This is a genomic window from Kribbella sp. NBC_01510, assembly GCF_045040325.1.
In the GTDB taxonomy this organism is placed as follows: domain Bacteria; phylum Actinomycetota; class Actinomycetes; order Propionibacteriales; family Kribbellaceae; genus Kribbella.
This window is the reverse complement of record NZ_CP109418.1, coordinates 8,741,584-8,765,296: the sequence shown is the minus strand read 5'-3', so window position 1 is coordinate 8,765,296 and position 23,713 is coordinate 8,741,584. Positions and strand designations below refer to the sequence as shown.

Annotated in this window: 21 protein-coding genes; 10 read left to right on the top strand and 11 right to left on the bottom strand. The window is 69.4% G+C overall.

Annotated features, from left to right (window positions below; translation table 11 throughout):
* Positions 1 to 9: 9 nt before the first annotated feature.
* Positions 10 to 2,730, bottom strand: a complete 2,721-nt coding sequence (locus OG558_RS42695) for an AAA family ATPase (RefSeq protein WP_405068124.1) — start codon at positions 2,728 to 2,730, stop codon at positions 10 to 12.
* Between the two features lie 154 nt (positions 2,731 to 2,884).
* On the opposite strand from OG558_RS42695, the gene OG558_RS42690 reads away from it, so the two are divergent.
* Complete coding sequence (locus OG558_RS42690; RefSeq protein WP_405068123.1) at positions 2,885 to 3,919, top strand: DUF4331 family protein; 1,035 nt, start codon at positions 2,885 to 2,887, stop codon at positions 3,917 to 3,919.
* 2 nt (positions 3,920 to 3,921) lie between these two features.
* The gene (locus tag OG558_RS42685) at positions 3,922 to 4,986 is read left to right on the top strand and encodes a HoxN/HupN/NixA family nickel/cobalt transporter (protein ID WP_405068122.1); all 1,065 of its coding nucleotides are present in this window, start codon (positions 3,922 to 3,924) and stop codon (positions 4,984 to 4,986) included.
* Here the strand turns inward: OG558_RS42685 and OG558_RS42680 are convergent.
* The 5 genes from OG558_RS42680 to mce form a co-directional block, all read right to left on the bottom strand.
* On the bottom strand, positions 4,983 to 6,506 hold the full coding sequence (locus OG558_RS42680) for an AI-2E family transporter (protein ID WP_405068121.1): 1,524 nt from the start codon (positions 6,504 to 6,506) through the stop codon (positions 4,983 to 4,985). The two genes, OG558_RS42685 and OG558_RS42680, sit on opposite strands and share 4 nt — an antisense overlap.
* Positions 6,503 to 8,470 (bottom strand): transposase, encoded by a 1,968-nt coding sequence (locus tag OG558_RS42675; protein WP_405068120.1) that lies wholly within the window; start codon positions 8,468 to 8,470, stop codon positions 6,503 to 6,505. Before OG558_RS42675 ends, OG558_RS42680 begins: the two co-directional genes overlap by 4 nt.
* Before the next feature lie 117 nt (positions 8,471 to 8,587).
* Positions 8,588 to 9,919, bottom strand: a complete 1,332-nt coding sequence (ccrA, locus tag OG558_RS42670; RefSeq protein WP_405068119.1) for a crotonyl-CoA carboxylase/reductase — start codon at positions 9,917 to 9,919, stop codon at positions 8,588 to 8,590.
* Between the two features lie 136 nt (positions 9,920 to 10,055).
* On the bottom strand, positions 10,056 to 10,958 hold the full coding sequence (locus OG558_RS42665) for an anti-sigma factor RsbA family regulatory protein (protein WP_405068118.1): 903 nt from the start codon (positions 10,956 to 10,958) through the stop codon (positions 10,056 to 10,058).
* Between the two features lie 52 nt (positions 10,959 to 11,010).
* Positions 11,011 to 11,442: a methylmalonyl-CoA epimerase gene (mce, locus tag OG558_RS42660; RefSeq protein ID WP_405068117.1), complete on the bottom strand. Its 432-nt coding sequence runs from the start codon at positions 11,440 to 11,442 to the stop codon at positions 11,011 to 11,013.
* 116 nt (positions 11,443 to 11,558) lie between these two features.
* On the opposite strand from mce, the gene OG558_RS42655 reads away from it, so the two are divergent.
* The 4 genes from OG558_RS42655 to OG558_RS42640 all read left to right on the top strand — a co-directional run bounded on the left by OG558_RS42655 (position 11,559) and on the right by OG558_RS42640 (position 14,985).
* Positions 11,559 to 12,773 carry an acetyl-CoA C-acetyltransferase gene (locus OG558_RS42655; protein WP_405068116.1) on the top strand — a complete coding sequence of 405 codons (1,215 nt, stop codon included), beginning with the start codon at positions 11,559 to 11,561 and terminating at the stop codon, positions 12,771 to 12,773.
* Positions 12,773 to 13,729 (top strand): methylmalonyl Co-A mutase-associated GTPase MeaB, encoded by a 957-nt coding sequence (gene meaB, locus OG558_RS42650; RefSeq protein WP_329479947.1) that lies wholly within the window; start codon positions 12,773 to 12,775, stop codon positions 13,727 to 13,729. Before OG558_RS42655 ends, meaB begins: the two co-directional genes overlap by 1 nt.
* Positions 13,730 to 14,024: 295 nt before the next feature.
* Positions 14,025 to 14,183 (top strand): hypothetical protein, encoded by a 159-nt coding sequence (locus tag OG558_RS42645; protein WP_328519234.1) that lies wholly within the window; start codon positions 14,025 to 14,027, stop codon positions 14,181 to 14,183.
* A 97-nt stretch (positions 14,184 to 14,280) separates the two neighbouring features.
* Positions 14,281 to 14,985 carry a PH domain-containing protein gene (locus OG558_RS42640; protein WP_405068115.1) on the top strand — a complete coding sequence of 235 codons (705 nt, stop codon included), beginning with the start codon at positions 14,281 to 14,283 and terminating at the stop codon, positions 14,983 to 14,985.
* A gap of 16 nt (positions 14,986 to 15,001) precedes the next feature.
* On the opposite strand, the gene OG558_RS42635 is transcribed toward OG558_RS42640, so the two are convergent.
* From OG558_RS42635 to OG558_RS42620, 4 genes are all read right to left on the bottom strand, one after another.
* Positions 15,002 to 16,276 carry an RNA polymerase sigma factor gene (locus tag OG558_RS42635; RefSeq protein WP_405068114.1) on the bottom strand — a complete coding sequence of 425 codons (1,275 nt, stop codon included), beginning with the start codon at positions 16,274 to 16,276 and terminating at the stop codon, positions 15,002 to 15,004.
* Positions 16,276 to 16,623, bottom strand: coding sequence for a YciI family protein (locus OG558_RS42630; RefSeq protein ID WP_329479941.1), 348 nt, complete (start codon positions 16,621 to 16,623; stop codon positions 16,276 to 16,278). Before OG558_RS42630 ends, OG558_RS42635 begins: the two co-directional genes overlap by 1 nt.
* A gap of 72 nt (positions 16,624 to 16,695) precedes the next feature.
* Positions 16,696 to 17,433: a maleylpyruvate isomerase family mycothiol-dependent enzyme gene (locus OG558_RS42625; RefSeq protein ID WP_405068113.1), complete on the bottom strand. Its 738-nt coding sequence runs from the start codon at positions 17,431 to 17,433 to the stop codon at positions 16,696 to 16,698.
* Between the two features lie 31 nt (positions 17,434 to 17,464).
* Complete coding sequence (locus OG558_RS42620; RefSeq protein ID WP_405068112.1) at positions 17,465 to 17,911, bottom strand: DUF4231 domain-containing protein; 447 nt, start codon at positions 17,909 to 17,911, stop codon at positions 17,465 to 17,467.
* Positions 17,912 to 17,943: 32 nt separating this feature from the next.
* On the opposite strand from OG558_RS42620, the gene OG558_RS42615 reads away from it, so the two are divergent.
* The 4 genes from OG558_RS42615 (at position 17,944) to OG558_RS42600 (ending at position 23,237) form a co-directional block, all read left to right on the top strand.
* Positions 17,944 to 18,447 (top strand): MarR family winged helix-turn-helix transcriptional regulator, encoded by a 504-nt coding sequence (locus OG558_RS42615; RefSeq protein ID WP_405068111.1) that lies wholly within the window; start codon positions 17,944 to 17,946, stop codon positions 18,445 to 18,447.
* 166 nt (positions 18,448 to 18,613) lie between these two features.
* Positions 18,614 to 20,287, top strand: a complete 1,674-nt coding sequence (locus OG558_RS42610) for a methylmalonyl-CoA mutase (RefSeq protein ID WP_405068110.1) — start codon at positions 18,614 to 18,616, stop codon at positions 20,285 to 20,287.
* Positions 20,208 to 22,073: an NAD-binding protein gene (locus OG558_RS42605; RefSeq protein WP_405068109.1), complete on the top strand. Its 1,866-nt coding sequence runs from the start codon at positions 20,208 to 20,210 to the stop codon at positions 22,071 to 22,073. Before OG558_RS42610 ends, OG558_RS42605 begins: the two co-directional genes overlap by 80 nt.
* 213 nt (positions 22,074 to 22,286) lie before the next feature.
* Positions 22,287 to 23,237 (top strand): tetratricopeptide repeat protein, encoded by a 951-nt coding sequence (locus OG558_RS42600; protein ID WP_405068108.1) that lies wholly within the window; start codon positions 22,287 to 22,289, stop codon positions 23,235 to 23,237.
* 3 nt (positions 23,238 to 23,240) lie between these two features.
* On the opposite strand, the gene OG558_RS42595 is transcribed toward OG558_RS42600, so the two are convergent.
* Positions 23,241 to 23,687, bottom strand: a complete 447-nt coding sequence (locus OG558_RS42595) for a MarR family winged helix-turn-helix transcriptional regulator (protein WP_405068107.1) — start codon at positions 23,685 to 23,687, stop codon at positions 23,241 to 23,243.
* Between the last annotated feature and the right edge of the window lie 26 nt (positions 23,688 to 23,713).

The window sequence follows — 23,713 nt, the reverse complement described above, 5'->3', positions numbered from 1 at the left end:
GACGGGGGATCACGTTCTGTTGGCGAGGGCGTCGCGGAGGGCGGCTCGGGTGGTTATGCCTAGTTTGGGGAAGATTCGGTAGAGGTGGCCGCTCACGGTGCGGGGTGAGAGGTAGAGCCTGGCGGCGATCTCCTTGTTGGTGAGGCCGGAGGCGGCGAGGCCGGCGATCTGTAGTTCCTGGGCGGTCAAGGGCGCGCTTGACGGAGTCGAAGCAAGCCCGGTGGCTCGCAGCTCCCGCTCGGCTCTTGCGGTCCAGGGATCGGCGCCGAGCGTGCGGAAGACGGCGCGAGCGGCCTCGAGTTGTGCCTTGGCTTCGGTCAGCGCACGGATGCGTCGCAGCCGTTCGCCGTACGCGAGACGCACGCGCGCGACGTCGAAGGGCCACTGGTCGACCGTGGGCAGGTTGAGAGCTTCCTCGAACAACGCGGGCGCATCAGCGTCCCCGGCCGCCATGCCCGCGGCGCCGGCGGTGAGGATCGCCAGTCTGGGTGAGAGCTCCGGCAGCCTCGCGTCCTGCAACGCGCGTACGTGACGTTCGGCCTCGGCCCGTCGATCGGTGCGTACGGCGGCCTCGACAAGATCCATCGCGATCCACAAGCTGTGCGGGACGTGGGACGCGAGCGTGCCGGCGGGACTGACCGTGGTCGCGTGGTGATACGCGCTCTCGAAGTCGCCGCGGCCGAGGTCGCCGAGGACGAGGGCATGGTGAGCGAAGACCCGCGCCGCGCCGACGCCGCGCGGACCCGCCCAGCCGATCATCTGGTCGGCCAGCGCGCGGCTCGTCTCGAACCTGCCCCTGACCGCGGCCAGCAACGCCTGGTGATAGCGGAAGTACCAGCCGAAGAATCGGCCCCCACCCTCCTCGGTAAGGGCCAGTCCTTCGGCGGCGAGGTCGGCAGCCTCGTCCCACCGGCCGCGGTGGAAGTCGTCGACGCAGATGTCCATCAGCGCCAGCAGATGTCTGCGCGCCGGGCCGCCGTCGCGGCCGTTCAGCACCGCTCGCCACAACAGATCGCGCAACTCCGCGAGACGGTCCGCGTACCAAGCGGCCGCGGCGTGGCCTTGCACCAGGGTCTCATCGTGATGACCCTGCAGCGCCGCCAGCAGTCGAGGAAGAGCCGCGACGCCCGTGCGGGCCGGATCGGCGAACAGGTCCACCGTCAGCGTGAGCGACGGCGGCGGCTCATGCGAGAGCCGGCCGAGCGCGTCGTACAGCGGCTTCCACAGTTCGCTGCGGCCGCCGAAGAAGCAGATCTGCAGCAGCGTCGCGAGGCCGTTGACGAGTTCGACATCGTCGGCGTCGCCACGGTCCAGGCTGCCCTCGATGGCGCTGACCATCATGCGGTGGGCGGTGTCGACATGCGCGTCACTGCTGAGCATCACGAGCGTCGCCGCCGACGCGTAGTGCAGAGATGCGCTGCCGGCTCGCCGGCTGCCTTCGAGGAGTTCCGCCGTACTCCCGACCTCGCCCATCGCCTCCGCGCCGATGTAGGCGGCCGCGGCCAGCCGGCGACCGTGCTCGGCCGGGCTCGGGCTCAGATCCGAAGCGCGGGTGAGCAAGGCGACTGCGGTCGTGAAGTCACCTCGCGCGACGGTGCTGTGAGCTGCCGCCTCCAAGGCTGCGGCGACCTGTTCGTCCGGCTCGATCGTGGCCGCGCCGAGGTGCCAGGCCCGGTGCTCGGGCTGGTTCACGAGGACCGCGGCCAACCTCCGGTGCGCCGAGCGCCGTTCTGCCGAGGTCGTCGCGTCGACCACCGCCGACCGGATGAGCGGGTGCCGGAACACCACCCGATGCAAGTGCTCGGTCACTTGCACCAGTCGCTCCCGCTCGGCCGGCGCCAGATCATCGATCCGGTAAAGGTTGTTGCCCGCGGCCTCTAGTACACCGAGATCCCCGGTGCCCTCGAGAGCGGCGGTGAGCAGCAGCGCCCTGGTTGCGTCAGGCAGCGTTGCCATCCGCGCCGCGAAGTGCCTCTGCAAGTTCCGCCCGAGCGGCAGTACGGCGGGGAGCGGCGCGGCGCCCACCCGTTGCGACTGGCTCATGGTCCTCGGGAGTTCGAGCAATGCGAGCGGGACGCCTTGCGCGGTGTCGAGGATCCGGGTCTTGACGGTCGTGTGCAGGTCGGGGAACCGAGCTGTCAGGAGGTGATCGGCGGCCGCGTCGTCCAGCGGCTTCACCTCGTACTCCGGCAGTCCCGTCCGGTCGAAGAACCCCTGGTCCTCGCCGGTTCGGCCGGACACCAGCAGCCCGGCTCTGCTGCCGGCGAGCCTCCGCGCGACACAGCTCAGCACGCCCGCGCTGGCCCGATCGATCCAGGGGACGTCGTCGACGACGAGTAGGAGCGGCGATCGGATCGCCGCCTTGCGCAGGAGGACGGTGGCAGCGTTGGACACCAGCAGCCGGCCCGGGGGAGGCCCGTCCCCGAAGCCGAGAGCCACCTGCAGCGCGTCACGCTGCGCGGCGCTCAGCTCGTCGAACTCCTCGATCAGCGGGTACAGCGCCTGGTTCAGCGCGGCATAGCTGAGCTCGCCCTCGAGTTCGGTGGCGACGACGCGCAGAACGGTCGTTCCGGACGCTCGCGCGTACCGTTCCGCGGCGTCGAGCAGTGCCGTCTTGCCGACACCGGGGCCGCCCGAAACCAGCAGGGTCCCGCCGTCGACGGCGGCCGCACGCACAAAGGCCTCGAGGAACTCCAGTTCCTCCAGCCGCCCGACCAGCGTGGGGCTCATCAGTCACCTCCCGGCACCCGCTTCGGATTCTATGAGCCCAGCCATCGGTCAGCTGACTCGATCGCACGGAGCGAGTCAGATGACTCATCCGCGCCGGTACACCGATCCACGACTGTGGTCGTGCCGAATCACCACCCGAGGAAAGGGAACGACCATGTCGCACCATCTCGACTCACCGCTGGCACGCCAGGACGTCCGTCTCGACATCACGGATCTGTATGTGTTCCGCGGCGAGGCCGGCACCGTGCTGGCCATCAACGTCTGTCACTCACTCGCCGGTGACATCCCGACGCCGGGCTACCACCCGGAGGGCAAGTACGAGTTCAAGATCGACCTCGACGACGACAGCGTCGAGGACCTCACGTACCGGTTCGTGTTCGGCGATCGCGACGACCTGGGCCGGCAGAGCCTGACCGTCCACCGCCTCACCGGCGCGGCGGCCTCCGACCCGTTCGCCACCGGCACTGTCGTCGCGGCGGGGGAGACGGAGGAGGCGCTGTCCGGCGACGGCGGACTGCGCGTGTGGGCCGGAAAGGCCGGCGACCCGTTCTGGATCGAGCCCGACGTCCTGCACGCCGTCGGCCACGCCTTCCAGGACGGTACGACGATCGACCTCGGAAGCTGGACCCCCGACCAGGCGACGAACGGGTTCGCCGGGCACACCGTCTACTCGATCGTCCTCGAGATCCCCGACGCCGAACTGCTCGACGCCTCGCAGACGACCCGGCCGATCGGCGTCTGGGCCGTCGCGAGCCTGGCCACGGACGCGGGCGGCTGGCGCTCGATCAACCGGATCGGGCTCCCGATGATCCACCCGCTGTTCACCCAGTTCAACGAGAAGCTCGGCGACGACCTCAACGGCGGCCGGCCGAGCGACGACCCTGAGACCTACGGGAAGCTGCTGACCGACGAGATCGCCGGCGTCGTCCGCGCGTACGGCACGGCTGCCGACCCGGAAGCCTACGCGTCGGCCGTCGTACGGCGGTTCCTGCCCAACCTGCTGCCGTACGTCGTCGGTACGCCGGCCAGCTTCGGCTTCAACTCCTGGAACGGCCGGTCGCTCACCGACAACGCGCCGAACGTGATGTTCTCGATCGCCGCCAATACACCGGTCGCGCTCGGGATCGGCAAGGAATCCGTGACGTCGAAGCCGAGAGACTCCTTCCCGTACGTGCCGGCGGCGAGCTGACGATGAAGGCCACCTTGAGCAGCACCCGCCGGTCGATCGCGGCAATGGCAGCCTTCATCCTGCTGCTGCACGTGACCGGATGGGGACTGCTCGTCGCGCTGGTCGCGCCGGGGCACTACAGCCTCGGCGCGTCCGGCGGATTCGGGGTCGGTCTCGGGCTCACGGCGTACACGCTGGGGATGCGGCATGCGTTCGACGCCGACCACATCGCGGCGATCGACAACACGACGCGCCGGCTGACCGCGGCCGGTCAGCGGCCGGTATCCGTCGGGTTCTGGTTCTCACTCGGGCACTCCAGTGTGGTCTTCGGGTTGTGCCTGCTGCTCGCCTTCGGTGTGCGGTCCCTGGTCGGTCAGGTCGAGGACGACTCGTCCACACTCCAGTCGGCCATGGGTTTGATCGGTACGGCGGTGTCCGGCGTCTTCCTCGTCGCGATCGGCCTGGTCAACTTCGTCGTACTCGCGCGGATCGCGGCGGTCGTCCGCCGGATGCGGAAGGGGTACGACGACGAGGCGGAGCTCGAAGCGCAACTCGACCGCCGTGGTCTGCTCAACCGGCTGCTCCGCCCAGTGACCAAGGCCGTGCACAAGCCGCGCCACATGTATCCGGTCGGACTGCTGTTCGGCCTTGGTTTCGACACCGCAACCGAGGTGTCGCTGCTGGTCCTCGCGGGTGGAGCCGCGGCGTTCGCCCTGCCCTGGTACGCCGTACTCGTGCTGCCGATCCTGTTCGCGGCCGGGATGAGTCTGCTGGACACGATCGACGGCTGCTTCATGAGCCTCGCCTATCGCTGGGCGGTCAGCAAGCCGGTACGCCGGGCGTTCTACAACCTCGTCGTCACGGCGTTGTCCGTGGCCGTCGCGCTCGTGATCGGCACCATCGAGATCGTGTCCATCGTGACCGATCAGCTCGACATCCGGTCGGGACCGCTGCCGGCCATCAGCCGCCTCGACCTGAACCACGCCGGCTACGTCATCACCGGTGCGTTCGTCGCGACCTGGGCCGTCGCGCTGCTGGTCTGGCGCTACGGCCGCATCGAGGACCGCTGGTCCACCCGATCGTCCTAGGAATCGTCGGCCTTGCGGACCCAGACTTCCCTGATGATCAAGAGGATCGCGGCGGCGGACGGGATGGCGAGCAGGGCGCCGACCACGCCGAGGAGGGCGCCGCCAAGGAGCGCGGCGATGACGGTGACCGCGCCGGGGATGTCGACGGCTCGGCGCATGATGCGGGGAGCCACGAAGTAGTTCTCGATCTGCTGGTAGACGATGCCGTAGGCGAGGCAGATGACGCCGGTCCAGAGACCGGTGGTGAAGCCGATCAGGGACACGATCACGACGCCGATCAGGCCGCCGACCATCGGGATGAAGTCGCAGACCATCACCACGATCGCCAGCGCCACGGCGTACTGGCCCAGGCCGACGATCTCCAGGAAGACGAACATGCAGAAGCCGGCGCACAGCGCCACCACGAACTGGCCGCTGACATAGCCGCCGACGCGGGTCAGGACCTCGTCGCCGAGGATGGACACGCGGGTCCTGCGGGTGCGCGGGACCAGGCTGTACGCCGCCCGCTTCACCGACGGGAGCGACGCGAGGAAGTACAGGGTCAGGATCAGGATCGTGAAGGTGTTGAACAGTGCGCCCGCGACGACCTTGCCGACGCCGAGGATGCCGCCGAACGCGCGCTGGGCCAGCGCCGGGTCCTGGATGTACTCCTGCGCCTTCTGGATGTAGTGGTAACGCTGGTTGAGGTCGTTCAGCGTCTTCGACTTCTCCAGCAGGTCGAGCCAGTCGGGGGCGTTCCTGATCAGGCTGTTGATCTGGTCGCTGACGACCGGGACGATCGCGAAGCCGACGCCGGTGACCGCGAGGATCATCAGCAGGAACACCACGCCGACCGACAGACCGCGCCGCAGGCCGCGGCGCATGAACCACTCGACCAGCGGGTTCAGGCCGACGGCGATGAACATCGAGACCAGCAGCAGGATGAGCACCGAGCGGGCATGGCCGAGCGCGTTCCACAGTCCCCAGGCGGCCAGTACGCCGAGGGCCGCGAAGAACCCGAACACGAACGGGTTCGAGCGCCGCAACGACGGCCCGGGCAGACCCATGCCGACATCCGGGTGCCGTTCCTCGATCAGCAACTGCGCGGCGAAGTCGTCATCCTCCGCATGCTCGGCCCGGTCGGCAGCCTTCTTCGCGTGCTCCTCGGACTCGTCAGCGTCGTCCTCGGACTGGTCGGCTTCATCGGCCGATTCGTCCGCCTGCCGCGCAGCCTCCCGAGCCGCACCAGCCGACTCGTCCGCCGTGCCCGCGGCGACTGTCGCCTCCTGCGCTGAGTCGTCCGCCTTGCTGGCGGCGACTGTCGCCTTGTCGGCTGAATCCTCGGCCAGATCGGCGGAATCCTCGGCCAGATCGGCGGAATCCTCGGCCTTGTCGGCTGACGACTCCGCCTGCTCGGCGGCGTGTTCACTCTTGCCGGCGGCGGCTTGGGCCTCTGCGGCAGCGGTCTCGGCTTCGCGGGCGGCCTCGGTGAGGTCCCGGTCAGGGGTCGCTGTGGAGGTGTCGTCGCCGGGTGGCGTCACGTCGTCTTGTCCTTCGGGGATCGCGAGCCTGCCTTGGCCTCGTCGGTCTTCTCGTCGTCGGCGGCCGAACCGTCCGGCCGCGCCTGCACCCGAGTCTGCTCGTTCGCGAGGTCATCCAGCCGCAACTCGTCGATCCGCGTCGAGTCCGCCGGCTCGTCGTCATCCGTGGCCGAAGCCGCCGAGGACGAGGACGACGGGGACGAGGACGACGCGGACGCCCCGGAAGACGACGCACTACCGGAGCCGGACCGCGCAGAGCCGGAGCCGGACCGACGCGGCCGCGCCGAGCCCGATGCCCCAGAGCCCGAGTCAGACACAGAGCCCGAGCCGGACGTCGAGCCCGAGCCGGTCGCCGAGCCCGAGCCAGCCGGCTTGACGTCGTCACCCGAGAGCGCGGAGTCGTCACCCGAGCCCGCGGAGTCGGTGGCCGAGGACGCGGACTTGGAGGCTGCGGACGTGGAGGTGGCCGAGGTGGACTTGATGGAGGAGGTGGACGTGGGGGAGTCGGAGGGCTCAGCGGGACCGCCGGCGGTCTTGCTGGCGAGGTCGTCGGCGTCCTTCGGATCGACCCGCAGGCTGGTGTCGATCCGGGTCTCGTCGACCCGCGCATCGCCCGCACTGATCCCGACGAACGGGCTGGCTCCGGTGAACGGTCCCTCATCTTCCTCGTCGTCCGACGAGGCACCCGCCGCGCCACCGGCGAACGGGCTGGCGGTCGGAGCCGGCGACTCAGGGAACGGCCTGGCCGAGGATCCGGTAGGCGCCGCGGAGCTCGCCGGGTCTGCCGCCGGCGCCTCGGTGAAGGGGGACGGCGAGGGGGACGGGCCGGCGAAGGGGGTGGTGGGGCTGTTGAGGGCGTCGGTGGGTGGGGTCTGGGGGCGCCTGAAGGGGTTCACGTACGCCGGGGCGGCGGTTTCGGAGTCGAGTTCGGCGGCCTGGCGGGCGATGTTGCTGGCGATCTCGTTTAGGCCGGCGATCTGGGTGAGGATGCCGTCGCGCCGCTTCGCCAGGCGCTCGGTCTCCCGGGCGACGACCGTACGCGACCGCTCCGCCTCGTCCGCGGCATTCGCCAGCTCGGCCTCGGCGCGGGTCCGGGCAGTCGTCAGCAACTGCTCCGCCTCCCGCCGCGACCGCGCGATGGTCCGCTCGGCCGACTCCTCGGCCTCGGTGCGGATCTTGCGCGCCTGCTCGGTCGCCTCCGCGACCCGCCGCTCGGACGCCTCCGCGGCCTCGCGCATCTGGGTGGTCAGGTTCTCGGTGTCGGCCGCGATCTGCTGGTGCTTGTCGGCCAGCTCCTTGGCCTGCTGCTCGCGCTCGTCGGCCAGCCGCGCCCGCAGCGCCGCGGACTCGCGCTGGATCGCCGTCCGGATCTTCTCCGCCTCGTGCAGCGCGCCGTTCTTCAGCGTGCTCGACTGCGACTCCGCGGTCAGCTGCAGCTGCTCGGCCTTGCGCCGCGCTGCCTGCAACACCTCGGACGCCTCGGTCTCGGCGGTACGGCGAAGCTCCGCGGCGTCACCCTCGGCGGTCCGGCGCACGCTGTCGGCCTCGTTCAGCGCGACCGTGCGGATGTCCTCGGCCTCACGTTCACCGGTCGCGCGGGTGGCGGCCGCCTCCTTGGCGGAGTTGGTGCGCAGCTCGTCGGCCTCGCGGCGGGCCTCCTCGAGCGCCTCGGACGCCTGGTCCTGGGCGAGCCGGAGGATCTGCGCGGCCCGGTCGCCGAGTCCGGCGTACGACGGGTTCGCACTGGCGTCGAGTTGACGCCGGGTCTCGTCGAGCTGGCGCTGCATCGGCGCCACGCTTCCTTGGAGCTCGTCGGCGCGATTACGTGCCTCGGCGAGTTGCATTTCCAACGCGCGGACGTAGTCGTCCACCGCCTGCTTGTCGTACCCACGGCGACTGACCGGGAAGCCCCCGGCCGCGGTCGCCGTACGGTCGAAGAATGGCAGGCTCGACTCGTCAGGCATTTTCCCGAGATTCCCTTCTGGCGGCTCAGCGTGAATCCCCCACCTTAAGCCTGTCAGAACCCGGGTGTAACCGCCCAATCGGCCCAGTGCGGAACCGGCGGCGCAGCTCTTGGCAAACTACCTGTCGCGGAAGCGATTGATCGCTTCCTCATGCTGTGCCCGCAGTTCCCGGTCCCGAACCCCGAGACCTTCGGCCGGCGCCAGTGTCAGCACGCCGACCTTGCCCTGATGCAGGTTGCGGTGGACGTCGTACGCGGCCTGGGCGGTCTCCTCGAGCGGGTAGACCCGGCTGACGGTCGGATGAACCATGCCCTTGGCAATCAGCCGGTTCGCCTCCCAGGCCTCGCGGTAGTTGGCGAAGTGCGAGCCGATGATCCGCTTCAGGTTCATCCACAGGTAGCGGTTGTCGTACTCGTGCATGAACCCCGATGTCGACGCACACGTCACGATCGTCCCGCCGCGCCGGGCGACGTACACCGACGCCCCGAACGTCTCCCGCCCCGGGTGCTCGAACACGATGTCGGGGTCGTCCCCACCGGTCAGCTCGCGGATCCGTGCCCCGAACCGCTTCCATTCCTTCTGATCCTGGGTCACCGGGTCCTTCCAGAACCGATATCCCTCGGCGGACCGGTCGATGATCAACGACGCCCCCATGGCGCGGCAGATCTCCGCCTTCTCCGGCGACGACACCACGCACACCGGGATCGCCCCGCCGTTCAGCGCGAACTGGGTCGCGTAGGAACCCAGTCCACCGGACGCACCCCAGATCAGGACGACGTCGCCCTGCTTCATGTTCGCGCCGTTGGCCGAGACGAGCTGCCGGTACGCCGTACTGTTCACCAACCCTGGAGAGGCGGCCTCCTCCCAGGTCAGGTGGGCCGGCTTCGGCATCAACTGGTTCGACTTCACCAGCGCGATCTCGGCGAGGCCGCCGAAGTTCGTCTCGAAACCCCAGATCCGCTGCTCGGAGTCGAGCATCGTGTCGTTGTGCCCGTCCGGGGACTCCAGCTCCACCGACAGGCAGTGGGCGACCACCTCGTCGCCGGGCTTCCAGGCGTTCACGCCCGGACCGGTGCGCAGGACGACGCCGGCCAGGTCGGAGCCGACGACGTGGTAGGGCAGGTCGTGGCGGGCGGTCAGCGGCGACAACTTCCCGTACCGCTTCAGGAAGGAGAATGTCGACACCGGCTCGAAGATCGACGTCCAGACCGTGTTGTAGTTGATCGCGCTCGCCATCACCGCGACCAGCGCCTCGCCCGGTCCGAGCTCGGGTGTCGGCACGTCGTTGAGATGCAGGCTCTTGCGCGGATCCTTGTCCTTGCTGTCCAGGCCCTCGAACATGCCCGCCTCGTCGGCGTGGACGGTGATGCCGCGGTAATGGTCCGGTACGTCGAGCTCGCCGACGGCCGCGGTGTCACCGGCGAGGATCGCGTCGAGGATCTGCTTCACGTCGTACCTCCTGCAGCGGCGGTCAGTGTGAGCGGAACTTACCGCTGAGTATGCACGTCTGGCTGTGCCCTGTAACACAGCCGGCGGCGGGTGAGACGACCGTCACTTTTGCAGTCCACCGTTGTCAGTGGTCTTATCACCGCAGGCGAGTGTGCAGCCGCACCTGGGTGAAGTCGTCCCCGGACCGCAGCTGGACCAGATCGCAGAGCTGGTTCGCCAGCCAGACGCCGCGGCCGCCGAGCCCGTCGAGCGGCGGCAGCACGCGGCCGACCAGGAGGTCGTCGATCCGGCCGCAGTCGGCCACGTCGCAGATCAGCGTGCCCTCCGCGATCCACACGGACAGCGTCCCGCTACCACCGCCGAACCGGATGCTGTTCGTGCAGACTTCGTGCAACGCCAGCTCCAGGTCGTCGAGCCGGCCCCCTGAAACACCGTACGACGTCGCCAGCGCGTTGACCCATTGCCGCACCTGACCGAGGTCGGCCAGCCCGAACTTCCGCCGCTCGGCCCGATCCGGTACGTCGCTCAGCGCCGTACGGAATGTCTTCTCCGCAAGGGCTTCCGCGCCGGAGTGGGTGGCGGTCGGGTCGATACCGACGGATGCATCGTAGGGGCAGCGCAGCCGGAACGACCGGGCGTCCGCGAACGCGATGTCCAGCAGCGCCTCGTGCAGCAGCGCCTCGTCGTACTCGGGCGCGCTCCGGCCGACGTAGGCCGGCTCACCCAGGCCGCGCAGCGGGCGGGCGGAGTGCTGCTCGAGCGCGTCGCGCCAGAGCGGGATCAGCCGGGCTGGGTTGCCTCCGGCAACAGTCATGTCGATGAAAGCCACCTGATCGCGGGCCGCGCCGAGGCCGTCGCGCAGCAGCGCGGTCTGCTCGGGCGGCAGCACAGCCACGATCGATTCCCCCGCCGCCAGACCGTCTTGCACGAACGGCACCGCGAGTCGCACGAACTCCTCGTCAGACGCGTAGACGAAGGCGTCGTGCTGGAACCCGGCCGGCGCACCGCGCAAGGAGTCGGTGGCGCTGTCCTTCAGCACCCGAACAGCGTAGTCCGCTCCGGGTGACTCAGCGGTGTGTCGGCGCGTGCCGTCACCCCCTGTTCGAAGCCGGTGGCTCCACGAGTTCGACCAGGACTCCGCCGGCCGACTTCGGGTGGATGAAGTTCACCCGCGACCCACCCGTGCCGCGCTTCGGAACGTCGTACAGCAGCTGGGCGCCGCGTTCGCGCAAGGTCGCCGATACGGCCTCGATGTCGCGCACCCGGTAGGCGAGCTGCTGGATGCCCGGACCGCGCTGCTGGAGGAACTTCGCGATCGGCGACGCGTCCGACAGCGGCGCCAGCAACTGGATCGACGAACCCGAGTCGCCGACCGACAGCATCGCCTCGCGAACGCCCTGCTCCTTGTTGATCTCCTCATGCGCGACCGTCATGCCGAACACCTCGGCGTAGTATCGGACGGCTTCGTCGAAGTCGGCCACCGCGACCCCGACGTGGTCGATCGCATCGAAGAGGGCTTCCATGACGTCAGCCTGGCCCAGGACGGTGCTGGGAGGCCATCGAAAGTGGCCGAGCTGACACGACCTGTGTGACTTGATCGACAGCGGCGTACCAGTGCTGTCGCAGGTATCGTGACAACATGTCTGACGCCACCCGCAGTTCACAGCACACCAGTGTCATAGTCGCCGGCGCACGCACCCCGATCGGGCGGCTGCTGGGCGGCCTGAAGGGCTTCACCGGCGCCGAGCTCGGCGGGTTCGCGATCAAGGGCGCCCTGGCGAAGGCCGGCGTCGCACCGGACCAGGTCGAGTACGTGATCATGGGCCAGGTGCTGCAGGCCGGTGCCGGTCAGATCGCCGCCCGGCAGGCCGCGGTCAAGGGCGGCATCCCGATGAACGTCCCGGCCATCACGATCAACAAGGTCTGCCTGTCCGGCCTGAACGCGATCGCGCTCGCGGATCAGCTCATCCGCGCCGGCGAGTACGACGTCGTCGTGGCCGGCGGGATGGAGTCGATGACGAACGCGCCGCACCTGCTGCCGAAGTCCCGAGAGGGATTCAAGTACGGCGATGTGCCGCTGGTCGACTCGATGGCGTTCGACGGGTTGTGGGACGCGTTCACCGACCAGGCCATGGGTGCGCTGACCGATCAGGCCAACAACGACGGCCTGAAGCTGACCCGCGAGGAGCAGGACGAGTTCAGCGCCCGCTCGCACCAGCAGGCCGCCGCCGCGTGGAAGAACGGCGTGTTCGCCGACGAGGTCGTCCCGGTCGAGGTGCCGCAGCGCAAGGGCGACCCGATCGTGGTCGACAGCGACGAAGGTGTCCGCAGTGACACCTCGGCGGAGTCGCTGGCCAAGCTGCGGCCGGCATTCGGCAAGGACGGCACGATCACGGCCGGTTCGGCGTCGCAGATCTCCGACGGCGGGTGTGCCGTCGTCGTGATGAGCAAGGCGAAGGCCGAGGAGCTCGGGCTGAGCTGGCTCGCCGAGATCGGCGCGCACGGTTCGGTCGCCGGACCGGACTCGACGCTGCAGAGCCAGCCGGCCAACGCGATCGTCAAGGCCTGTGGCAAGGAGGGCATCGAGCCCACCGCGCTGGACCTCATCGAGATCAACGAGGCGTTCGCCGCGGTCGGTATCGCGTCCGCGCGGGAGCTGCAGGTCGACATCGACAAGGTCAACGTCAACGGTGGCGCGATCGCGCTCGGCCACCCGATCGGCATGTCCGGCGCCCGCCTGGTGCTGCACCTCGCGCTCGAGCTGCAGCGGCGCGGTGGTGGCGTCGGCGCGGCCGCGCTGTGTGGCGGTGGCGGCCAGGGCGACGCCCTCATCGTCCGGGTCCCGAAGAGCTGATGCCGCGCCGGACCGCGCCGGTCTCGGAGCTGGTCGAGCGTGCCCGGGAGGGTGACTCCCGGGCCGTCGCCCGACTGATCTCGCTGGTCGAGGACGAGTCGCCGCTGCTGCGTGAGGTGATGGCGGCGCTGTCGCCGTACGCCGGGAACGCGCACATCGTCGGTATCACAGGCTCGCCGGGGGTCGGCAAGTCCACGTCGACGTCGGCGCTGGTTTCGGCGTACCGCGAGACCGGGAAGCGCGTCGGCGTACTCGCGGTGGACCCGTCGTCGCCGTTCTCCGGGGGAGCGTTGCTGGGGGACCGGGTGCGGATGCAGGACCACGCGACGGACACCGGGGTGTTCATCCGGTCGATGGCGTCGCGGGGGCATCTCGGTGGGCTGGCGTGGACGACGCCGCAGGCGCTGCGGGTGCTGGACGCGGCCGGGTTCGACGTCGTCCTGGTGGAGACGGTCGGGGTCGGGCAGTCCGAGGTGGAGATCGCCGGGATGGCCGACACGACGCTCATCCTGCTCGCGCCGGGCATGGGTGACGGGATCCAGGCGGCCAAGGCCGGGATCCTCGAGGTCGGCGACATCTACGTGGTGAACAAGGCGGATCGCGACGGCGTGCAGAGCGTGACCCGGGATCTGCGGGCCATGCTCGCGCTGGCCGAACGAGGCGAGGGCGCCTGGACTCCGCCGATCCTGAAGACGGTTGCCTCGCGCAACGAAGGGGTCGCCGAGGTGGTGGCCGCGATCGAGGACCGGCTCGGCTGGATGCAGGCGAACGGGGTCCTCACCGAGCGGCGCCGGGGTCGCGCCCGGGACGAGATCGAGGCGATCGCGATGACCGCGTTGCGGTCCCGGTTCGCGCACCTGCACGGCGACGCGCGGCTGGACGTGCTGGCGGCGAAGGTGGCCGATGGGGACACCGACCCGTACAGTGCCGCCGACGAGCTGATCGCGGCCCTGTGATTCCGGTCTCGGTTGGAACACTCGACCACGGAGTGTCACAATGTGTCTTCGCTTTTCGTTCATCGGTTGTTGTGCCGAATTCGGGCAAATGCCGCACATTTTCCGGCGGGCGTCATGATGCGCCGTGTCACGGCGGCGCGCCGGTGGGTGCCATGGCCCCGAATCCGTTACAGAATGGACCTTGTAGCTGGTGAGCATTGTGCGGTGGGCTGTGTTCAGTCAGTGACAATTGGTGACGGTCCGTGATACAACACAAACACAGTCGATCGAGTGGTTGCGAACGAGGAGTGGTGACATGCCGAAGAAGCTGTTGATGTGGTCGGTCATCGCCTTTGCGGCCTTCTATCTGTTCACTCAGCCGACGAACGCCGCCAACGCTGTGGGAGGCGCGTTCTCGGCCATCGGCAACGCGTTCGACAGCGTGATCACCTTCCTGAGCGCGCTGTTCAGCTGATCTGCGGTTCGAGTGTCCCGTTTCGAGCAATCGTGCGGGACACTTGGCTGTAAGGGACGCGGCAGGGCCGACAGCGGGGCTGACAGGGAGTGAGTGGATGGCCGGAATAGGCCTGTTCCGGATCTTCGACCCGAAGGTCCGGCGCCATCTGATCTCGGACGAGGGCGAAGTCGTCATCGACGAGGTCCGGCAGCACTGGGTGGTGTACGGGTTCCCCATGCTCGAGGTCGCGCTGGCGACCACCCTGCTGGTGGTGCTGGCGACTACCTCGATCGGCGGCACTCAGGTGCTGCTGGTGATCGTGCTGTTGCTGCTGTCGCATGCCTTCTGGCAATTCCTCACCCATCACCGGGACCGGTTCGTGGTCACCAACATGCGGGTCATGCGGATCCGTGGCGTCTTCTCCCAGAGCATCGCGACCACCCCGATCGCGCGAGTCCTCGACATCACCCTGAAGAAGCCGAGCATCGGCCGGATCCTCGGCTACGGCCACTTCGTGTTCGAGTCGGCGGCGCAGGATCAGGGCTTCCGGGAGATCAGGTGGGTCAGCCGCCCGGACGACCGGGATCTGACCATCCAGCGAGTCATCCAGCGCACCGGCCTGCGCGCCGCGGCGAGCGTCGACGTGCTGGAAGGCGACGAGGACTCCGACGACGACGGTACCGGCCCGATCGGGATGGACTCGGCGCAGGAGGTCACCACCACGGTCGCGCCGCCCCATCACGCCCGGCCGCCGGCCCCCACCGGCCCGAAGTCGATCTTCAACAGCGAACGCGGCAACTGGACCGACGACAGCGACTGAGCCGCTGCGTGCCGGCTCAGCTGGTCGGCGGGTGCTCGGCTGCTCGTGACTGCTCGGCCGCGTGCCGGCGGAACAGTGCGCGGCGGCGCTCCCGATGCGCACGTTCTGGGTGATTGGCCGGGGCGCTCGCCAGGGCCTCATCCAGTTCCGGGACTGCCTCGGCGTACCGTCCCTGCCGGGCCAGCAGTTCGCCGCGGATCGCATGCCAACGAGGACTTCGCGGTACGGCGTCCAGTTGCGCCAAGGCTGACGTGATGTCGCCGGTCTCGGCCGTCGCGACAACCTGGCCCAGCTGTGCCGCCGGGCTGGGCGCGATCTCGATGAGCAGTCCGTACAGGCGCTGGATCTCGCGCCAATCCGTCGCGGTGTAGCTGGGGACGCGGTCGTGCTCGGCGGCGATCGCGGCCTGCAGTTGATACGCATCGGCCTGCCGATTCGATCGCTGCAGTGAGTCGTTGAGCAAGGCGACCCCGCGAGCGATCAGGTCCGCGTCCCAGCGGCCACGGTCCTGCAGATCGAGCGTGACCACCTCGCCGTGCTCGTCGACGCGAGCCGGCCGGCGTGCCTCGGTCAGGAGCAGCAACGCGAGCACCGCGGACGGCATCGGCTGATCGGGCAGCAGGCTGTGCAGCAGTTCGCCCAGCCGGATCGCCTCCGCACAGACGTCCACGTCGTACGCCGCCTCGCCCTCGACGGGGGCGTGGCCCGCGGTGTAGAGGCTGTGGATCACCGCGCACACGGCTGGGAGGCGGTCGGGGAGCTCCGCCTCGGTCGGTACGCGGTACGGGATGCGGGCGGCGGCGATCTTCTGCCGTGCACGGGTCAGCCGCTTGGTCGTGGCGACCTCAGTAGTCAGGAGTACGCCGGCGATCTGGGCGGACGACAGGCCACACAGCGTGCGGAGCGCGAGCGCGACCCGGGTCGGCGGTGAGAGCGCGGGATGGCAGCAAGTGAAGATCAACCGCAGCAGATCGTCCTGCACCACTTCGTCGGCCTCGAGTTCCTTGGTCGTCGTGAGCTCGATCAGCTCCGAGCCGTCCCGCTCCTTACCGGCCCGGGCCTGCTCGCGGCGGATGATGTCGATCGCCTTCCGGCGGGCCGTCACGGTCAGCCAGGCGCGCGGCTCGGGCGGTACGCCGGTGACCGGCCAGGCGCCCAGCGCCGCCAGAGTCGCCTCCTGGACGGCGTCCTCGGCGAGCTGGACGTCACCGACGGTCCGGATCAGGGTCGCGAGGATGCGGGTCCCCTCGATCCGGATCGTCTCGGCGACCGCGTCGTACCGCTGGTCCACTACCTGGCCAGGATCACCGGCCGGACCTCGACCGCGCCGCCCCAGGCCGCCGGGAGCTGGGCCGCGATCGCGACCGCTTCCTCCAGGTCCTCGGCGTCGATCAGGTAGTACCCGGTCAGTGCTTCCTTGGTCTCGGCGTACGGTCCGTCGGTCGTGATCACCGGTCCGCCGCGGGCGCCCTCGACCCGGACGACGGTCGCCGTCGAGGTCGGGTGCAGGACGGCGCTCGCCTTGATCCGGGCGGCGTTGTCCACGGCGAACTGCCGGTACTCGGCCAGCTCGTCCGCCTGCTCAGGCGCCCACCAGTCCACGTCCGCGGTGTAGGTCAGTGCAAGGTACTGCGGCATCGGAATCCTCCTTCTGCTGAGACCACTGTGGTCCCTCAGGAAAGGAACGAACAGGCAGACCCGCGGAGGACATCAGCCGGTGGCTTCCTTGAGCCGTCCCCGGAACGCCCGTACGACGTCCTCGTCGCCGGCGGTCTGGATGGCGTCGTCGGCGACGCGACCCCAGAGCCAGAGGTAGACCGGCATCGGCTCCCCGAAGATCTCGGCGTCCGCGTCGCCCTCGGCTCCCTGACGGATCTCGACGCTCATGCTGTCCGCGCGGATCGTCCAGGAGCGCCCGGTGGCGGTGATGCGCACGGTCGCGTCGATCGGGTGGGCTGTGTCGCCTTCCTCCCACCACGGGCCGGCCAGGTTCGGATAGAGCAGCTCGTCGATACCGTCGAGCGCCAACTCGGCGTCGATCGGCGTGACGACCGCGTGCGCCTGCTCGACGTCGATCCGGTGCACCACGCTCTCGAACGCCATCCGCCGGTACCAGAACCCGGAGGTGGTGTCGCGCGGGTTGAACGTCCACGTCTCGAGCCCGGTGCCCGCCTTCTCCAACGCGTCGACGATCGCCGCTCGAGCCTCGTCGTACCACTCGAACGTCTCCCGCCCGCTGAAGTCCGGCGGCCAGTCCTCCGGCCGCGCCCCCAGCCGCAGCACCTCGACCTTGTGCACGTAGACCTGCGCCACATGCCGCAGCACCGACTCGACCGTCCAGCCCGGACAACTCGGCACGGCGGCATCAAGCCCCATCCGCGCAACCTCACCCAACCGCGCCGACTCAGCCCGAACGTGCGCCAGGTAAATCTCCGCTGACAAAGTCATGCCCAGACCCTGCCAGATCCCGTAGACAGTTTCAGACACTGCGCTGCTTGAGCGCGGCCTCCCAGTCCTCCGTCTCGGTATGACTGATCTCGACGACCCGCTCGGTCAGCAGCTTGCTCGGCTCGGCGGCGGTCGCGTACCGGCCGGCGCGCTGGACGTAGAGCCACGCCTCGTTGCGCAGGTCTTCGGCGGTTCGGCGATAGGTCGGATAGGAGTCCTTGAACCCGAACAGGGTGCGGATTCCCTCCGCCAGCGCGATCACGCCGCCGAGCGCGGGAGCCAACCAGGTGGGGGTGTTGATCGCGGCCGAGATCGCGATGAACAGGGCCGCGACGAGCTGGACGGTGCCGAGCCCGCGGTAGGCGATGCGGGCGCGGTTGGCCTGCCGGTGATACCAGCGAAAGCGGAGGGTGATCAGCTCTTCCGCGGGCGCGTCGGTGCCCAGCGCCGGGAAGTCCGAATCTCTGAGGGTCGCCATGATGTGCCTAGTCTCCAGCTAACCTTCGGCTCATGGCGAGGAAGAGGGCGTTGCCGTTCGATCCGATCGAGGAGGCATCGCGGCAGTGGGGGCGGCGGTGGGGGGCCGTCGAGCAGATGCGGGCCGTGACGTCGCTGATGCGGGCCCAGCAGATCGTCATCGGCGAGCTGGACGAGATTCTGCGCAAGCACGGGTTGACGTTCGCGCGGTTCGAGGCGCTCGTGCTGCTCACGTTCTCCCGGCGCGGATCGCTGCCGCTGGGGAAGATGGGGGAGCGGCTGCAGGTCCATCCCACCTCGGTGACCTCGATCGTACGGCGGCTGGAGGCGGCCGGACTGGTGACCAGGACGCCGCACCCGGACGACGGCCGCGCCGTGCTGTGCGAGATCACGCCCGAGGGGCGTGAGCTGGTCGAGCGCGCCACCGCTGATCTGGTCGCTGCCGACTTCGCCCTGTCCGGCCTGACCGACGAGCAACTCGGGATGCTCTGGTCCGTCCTCGAACCCCTCCGCCACAACGCCGGCGACTTCACCTGACGAGCGAGTCCCGGATCCCCACGCCATCACAACGAGTTGCTTAGCGCCCCGCCACGCGGCGCTCGGCCGCCGCGGCGCGATTGTGATGGCCTGGCGGTCCGGTACCAGTTGGAAATAGTTGGACGTCCTAGTATTTTGGGAACCAGTCCCCGAGGAGGTCTGACTGATGGATGCCGAGCAGATTGCCGCCGGCCGGAGCCGGTGGCAGCAGCGGTACGACGCGGCACGAAAGCGGGAGGCGGACTTCACCACGCTGTCCGGCACCGAGGTCGAGCCGGTCTACGGGCCTCCCGACGGCGTCGCCGACCCGCGGATGGAGCGGATCGGGTGGCCCGGCGAGTTCCCGTTCACCCGCGGTCTGTACCCGACCGGGTATCGCGGCCGGGCCTGGACGATCCGCCAGTTCGCCGGCTTCGGCAACGCCGAGCAGACCAACGAGCGGTACAAGATGATCCTGAACGGCGGTGGCGGCGGCCTGTCGGTCGCGTTCGACATGCCGACGCTGATGGGCCGCGACTCCGACGAGCCGAAGTCGCTCGGCGAGGTCGGCCACTGCGGCGTCGCGATCGACTCGGCCGCGGACATGGACCGGCTGTTCAAGGACATCCCGCTGCAGGACGTCACGACGTCGATGACGATCTCCGGTCCCGCCGTACCTGCATTCGTGATGTATCTGGTCGCGGCCGAGCGGCAGGGCGCCGACATCAGCAAGCTCAACGGGACGCTGCAGACCGACATCTTCAAGGAGTACATCGCGCAGAAGGAGTGGCTGTTCCCGCCGGAGCCGCACCTGCGCCTGATCGGCGACCTGATGGAGTACTGCGCGTCGACCATCCCGGACTACAAGCCGCTCAGCGTCTCCGGCTACCACATCCGCGAGGCCGGCTCGACGGCCGGACAGGAATTGGCCTACACACTCGCCGACGGCTTCGGGTACGTCGAGCTCGGGTTGTCCCGCGGTCTCGACGTCGACGTGTTCGCGCCCGGCCTGTCGTTCTTCTTCGACAGTCACCTGGACTTCTTCGAGGAGATCGCCAAGTTCCGCGCGGCGCGGCGGATCTGGGCCCGCTGGCTGCGCGATGTGTACGGCGCGAAGACGGACAAGGCGCAGTGGCTGCGGTTCCACACGCAGACGGCCGGGGTGTCGTTGACGGCGCAGCAGCCGTACAACAACGTCGTACGCACGGCGGTCGAAGCGCTGGCCGCGATCCTCGGTGGGACCAACTCGCTGCACACCAACGCGCTCGACGAGACGCTCGCGCTGCCGAGTGAGGAGTCGGCCGAGATCGCCCTGCGCACGCAGTCGGTGCTGATGGAGGAAGTCGGGGTCACCAACGTCGCCGACCCGCTCGGCGGTTCCTGGTACGTCGAGGAGCTCACCGACAGGATCGAGGCGGAGGCCGAGGAGATCTTCGCCCGGATCAAGGAGATGAGCCCGGACGAGACGATGACCGGCGGCATCCTGCGCGGCATCGAGGACGGCTGGTTCATGGCCGAGATCGCCGACGCCGCGTTCGAGTACCAGCAGAAGCTGGAGAAGGGCGAGAAGAAGATCGTCGGCGTGAACACGCTGACCGATACGGTTTCCGGCGAGCTGGAGATCCTCCGGGTCTCCCACGAGGTCGAGGTCGAACAGTGCCGGGTGCTCGCGGCGCGCAAGGCCCACCGCGACGAGGACCGGGTACGCCGTACGCTAACGGCTCTGGTGGAGGCGGCCAGGGGTACTGGCAACCTGATCGAGCCCATGCTGGAGGCAGCGCGTGCGGAGGCCACGATGGGGGAAATCTGTCACGTTCTTCGGGACGAGTGGGGGGAGTACCGAGAGCCCGCCCGATTCTGAGGAACTGCCGGCCCCAACCATCGAGGCGGTCGCCCAGGCCGCGATCGGTCCACTCGACGGGCGCAGCGTGGTCGTGTGTGGTTCGGACCGCACCATGCTGCGGGTTGTCACGGAGCTGGTGAGTTCGGGCGAGCGAGTGACCGCGATCGTGAACCCGGCCTCGCGGCACTACGACCGGATCAGCGAGCTGGGTGCGCAGGTGATGGGCGTCCGGGTCGTGAGCGAGGGACTGCTCCGCCGCGCCGGGATCGACGCGAACGACGGGAACTCGTCGACCGCACGAGCCCTCGTGCTGCTGGACACCGACGACGTCCACAACGTCCACACCGCACTGACCGCGCGCGAGATGGATCCCGAATTGCGCATCATCGTCCAGATGATCAACCCGCGGCTGGGTAAGCAGTTGCACAGTCTGCTGGGCGACTGCGTGGTGATCTCGGGGCCGTCGCTGGCCGCACCGGCGTTCGTCTCGGACGCGCTGGAGGACGACGAGCTCACCTGGCTCGAGATCGGCGGCCGGCGGCTGGTCGCCGGTCAGGCCGACCTGATCCGGGCACCGCATCTGACCGTGCTGGCCGACACCACCTCGTCGGCGACGCCCGAGCTGCTGCCGCTGTCCACCTCCGACCCGGAGGGCGACATCGTGCTCGGCACCGGCGTACGGTCCGTGTGGCGGACCAAGGATGTCCGGCGGGCCGGCTGGCTGATGGGAGTCCGCGACATCTTCGACCGGCGGGTCCGGCGGATCGCCGCGGTGATGGCCATCCTCGTCCTCGGTGGCACGGTGCTCACGCATTTCATCGCGAGGGTCGAGTGGTTGCGGGCCCTCTACCTGGCGGCCGGCGCGGTGACGTCGGCAGGCATCGAGGACAACACGTTCTCCGATGCGGCTCCATGGGCAAAGGTGGCGGCCGTCTTGGTGCAGCTGACCGGCATCCTGCTGATGGCGCTGCTGACCGCTGTGATCGTCGACTCACTGATCGGTGCCCGGTTGTCGCGGGTGATCGGCGGGGTGCGGGGGCGGCCGCGTAACCATGTGGTCGTCTGCGGCCTCGGTACGGTCGGCGCCCGGGTGCTGGAGATCCTGGCCGAGCGCGGGGTCGCGGTGGTCGGCGTCGAGCAGGACGACGACGCCCCCGGCGTACAGACCGCGCATCGGCTGCGGATCCCGGTGGTGATCGGTGACAGCAGCAACGAGGAGACCTTGCGGTCGGCCGGCGTACAGCGGTGCCAGTCGGTCCTCGCGATCACCGACGGCGACATCACCAACCTGGAGTCGGCGATGGTGGTGCGCGATCTGAACCCCGACGCGCGGATCACGATGCGGATGTTCGACCACGACCTGGCGCAGCGGGTCGAGCGGCAGCTCGGGCTCGGGCACAGCCGGTCGGTGTCGATGCTGGTCGCGCCGGCGATCGCGGCCGCGGTGGCGAACCGGCGCAGTCAGGTGACGGTCCCGGCCGGTCGGCGTGTTCTGCTACTTACCGAGGTCACCGTCGAGCCTGGCTCGGTCGCCGTCGGCCTGCGGCTGGGCGAGCTGGACGAGGCGGGTGGGCTGCGGGTGCTCGCCCGGCAGGACGCTGGATCGTCGGCCCGGCAGGACGCTGGGGCACCGGCTCGGAAGAACGCGGCGGCGCCGGCTCGGGAGGACGCGGCGGCGACCTGGGACTGGAAGCCGGCCAACGAGCGGGTGCTCCGGCCGGGCGACCGGATCGCCGTCGCCGGCACCCGCAGCGGCCTCGCTCGGCTCCTCCTGGCGACCCGGCCGCAGCACCGTTCGGCCTAAGTCCTCACCACCGGACCTCCGCACGCCATCTCCGGCGCCCAGGTGGGCACCTCGCTGCGTTGGAGGGCAGGGCACGATGAACCCCGCATCGAGCCCCGCCCTCCGCCTTGCGATGCACCCACCTGGACACCGGAGCTGTCGCACGGATTTCCGGTGGCGAGCACTGTCATAGAGGATGGACCTTGTGAACGTGAACGGAATGCGAGGGCAGTCGTGAGTCAGTCGAACTTCTCCCGTCCCGGGGCGATCGATCTGTCGTCCCTGCGCAAGCCCGCCGGACCGGGCGGCCCAGCCGGTCCGGCCGGTCCCGGTGCGCCGGCCGGCGGCGGTGGTGTCGCGGGGTCGTACGCGCTGAACGTGAGCGAGCCGACCTTCCAGGCCGATGTGATCGAGCGGTCTCTGCAGGTGCCGGTCGTGGTCGAGTTCTGGTCGCCGCGCTCGGAGGCTTCGATGGCCCTGGGCCCGGTGCTGGCCCGGCTGTCCACCGAGTACGCCGGCAAGTTCCTGCTGGCCCGGATCGACATCGACGCGAACCCGCAGCTGGCCCAGGCGGTCGGCGTCCAGACGGTGCCGCTGGTGATCGCCGTACTGCGCGGTCAGGTGGTCCCACTGTTCCAGGGTGCGGTGGGGGAGCCGGAGGCGCGGCAGTACTTCGACCAGCTGCTCACCGTGGCGGTCGCGAACGGCATCACCGGCCGGGCCGATCCGGTCGGGCCTGCGGACGCTGTGTCCGACGATGAGGAGGAGCCGCCGCCGAACCCGCGGTACGAGAAGGCCGAGAACGCGGTCGGCGCGGGTGACCTGGACGGCGCGATCGCGGCGTACGAAGAACTGCTCAAGGAGACGCCGGGCGACGCCGAGGCGAAGTCAGGGCTGGCGCGAGTGCAGTTGGTCAAGCGGACGCAGGACGTTCCGGCCGAGGTGCGGACTCGCGCGGCCGATGACCCGTCGGACGTCGAGGCGCAGATGCTGGTCGCTGACGTCGACCTGATGGGCGGGCACATCGACGACGCGTTCAACCGGCTGATCAGCACGATCCAGGTGACCGCGGGCGACGAGCGGAACACCGTCCGGCTGCATCTGCTCGAGCTCTTCGACGTGGTCGGCGCCGACGACGACCGGGTGATCAAGGCGCGCCGGCGGTTGATGGCCGCGCTGTTCTGAGGTTCAGCTCTTCAGGATCGGGTCGGTGGTGAGCGCCGTGGAGACGCGGGCGAGGAGGGCTCGGAGGGTGTCGAGCTCCTCCCCGCTGAAGGCCGCGGCCAGCCGGCGCTCGACGCCTGCCGCGCGCTCGTCGGCCTGATCCAGGGCCTTGCGGCCCGCCGGGGTCGGGCGGGTCTCGATCACGTGCTTGTGCAGCGGATGCGGGGTCCGCTCGATCAGTCCTGCCGACTCCAGGTTGCGCAGGATCGTCGTCATGGTTTGCGGCGTGACCGCGCATCTGCGGGCCAGCTCCGCGGCCGAGATGCCGGGCTGCTCGTCCAGCACGAAGAGGGCGGCGTACTGCGGCACCGTGAGGCCGGCCGGCTTCACGGCGGCCGCTTTGGCCGATTGAAGCTCTTGCTCGACCCGCTTGAGGTGACTGCCGAGCCGCTTGTCGAAGGACATCCGCATGCGGACCATGGTACGAATCGCGTTGG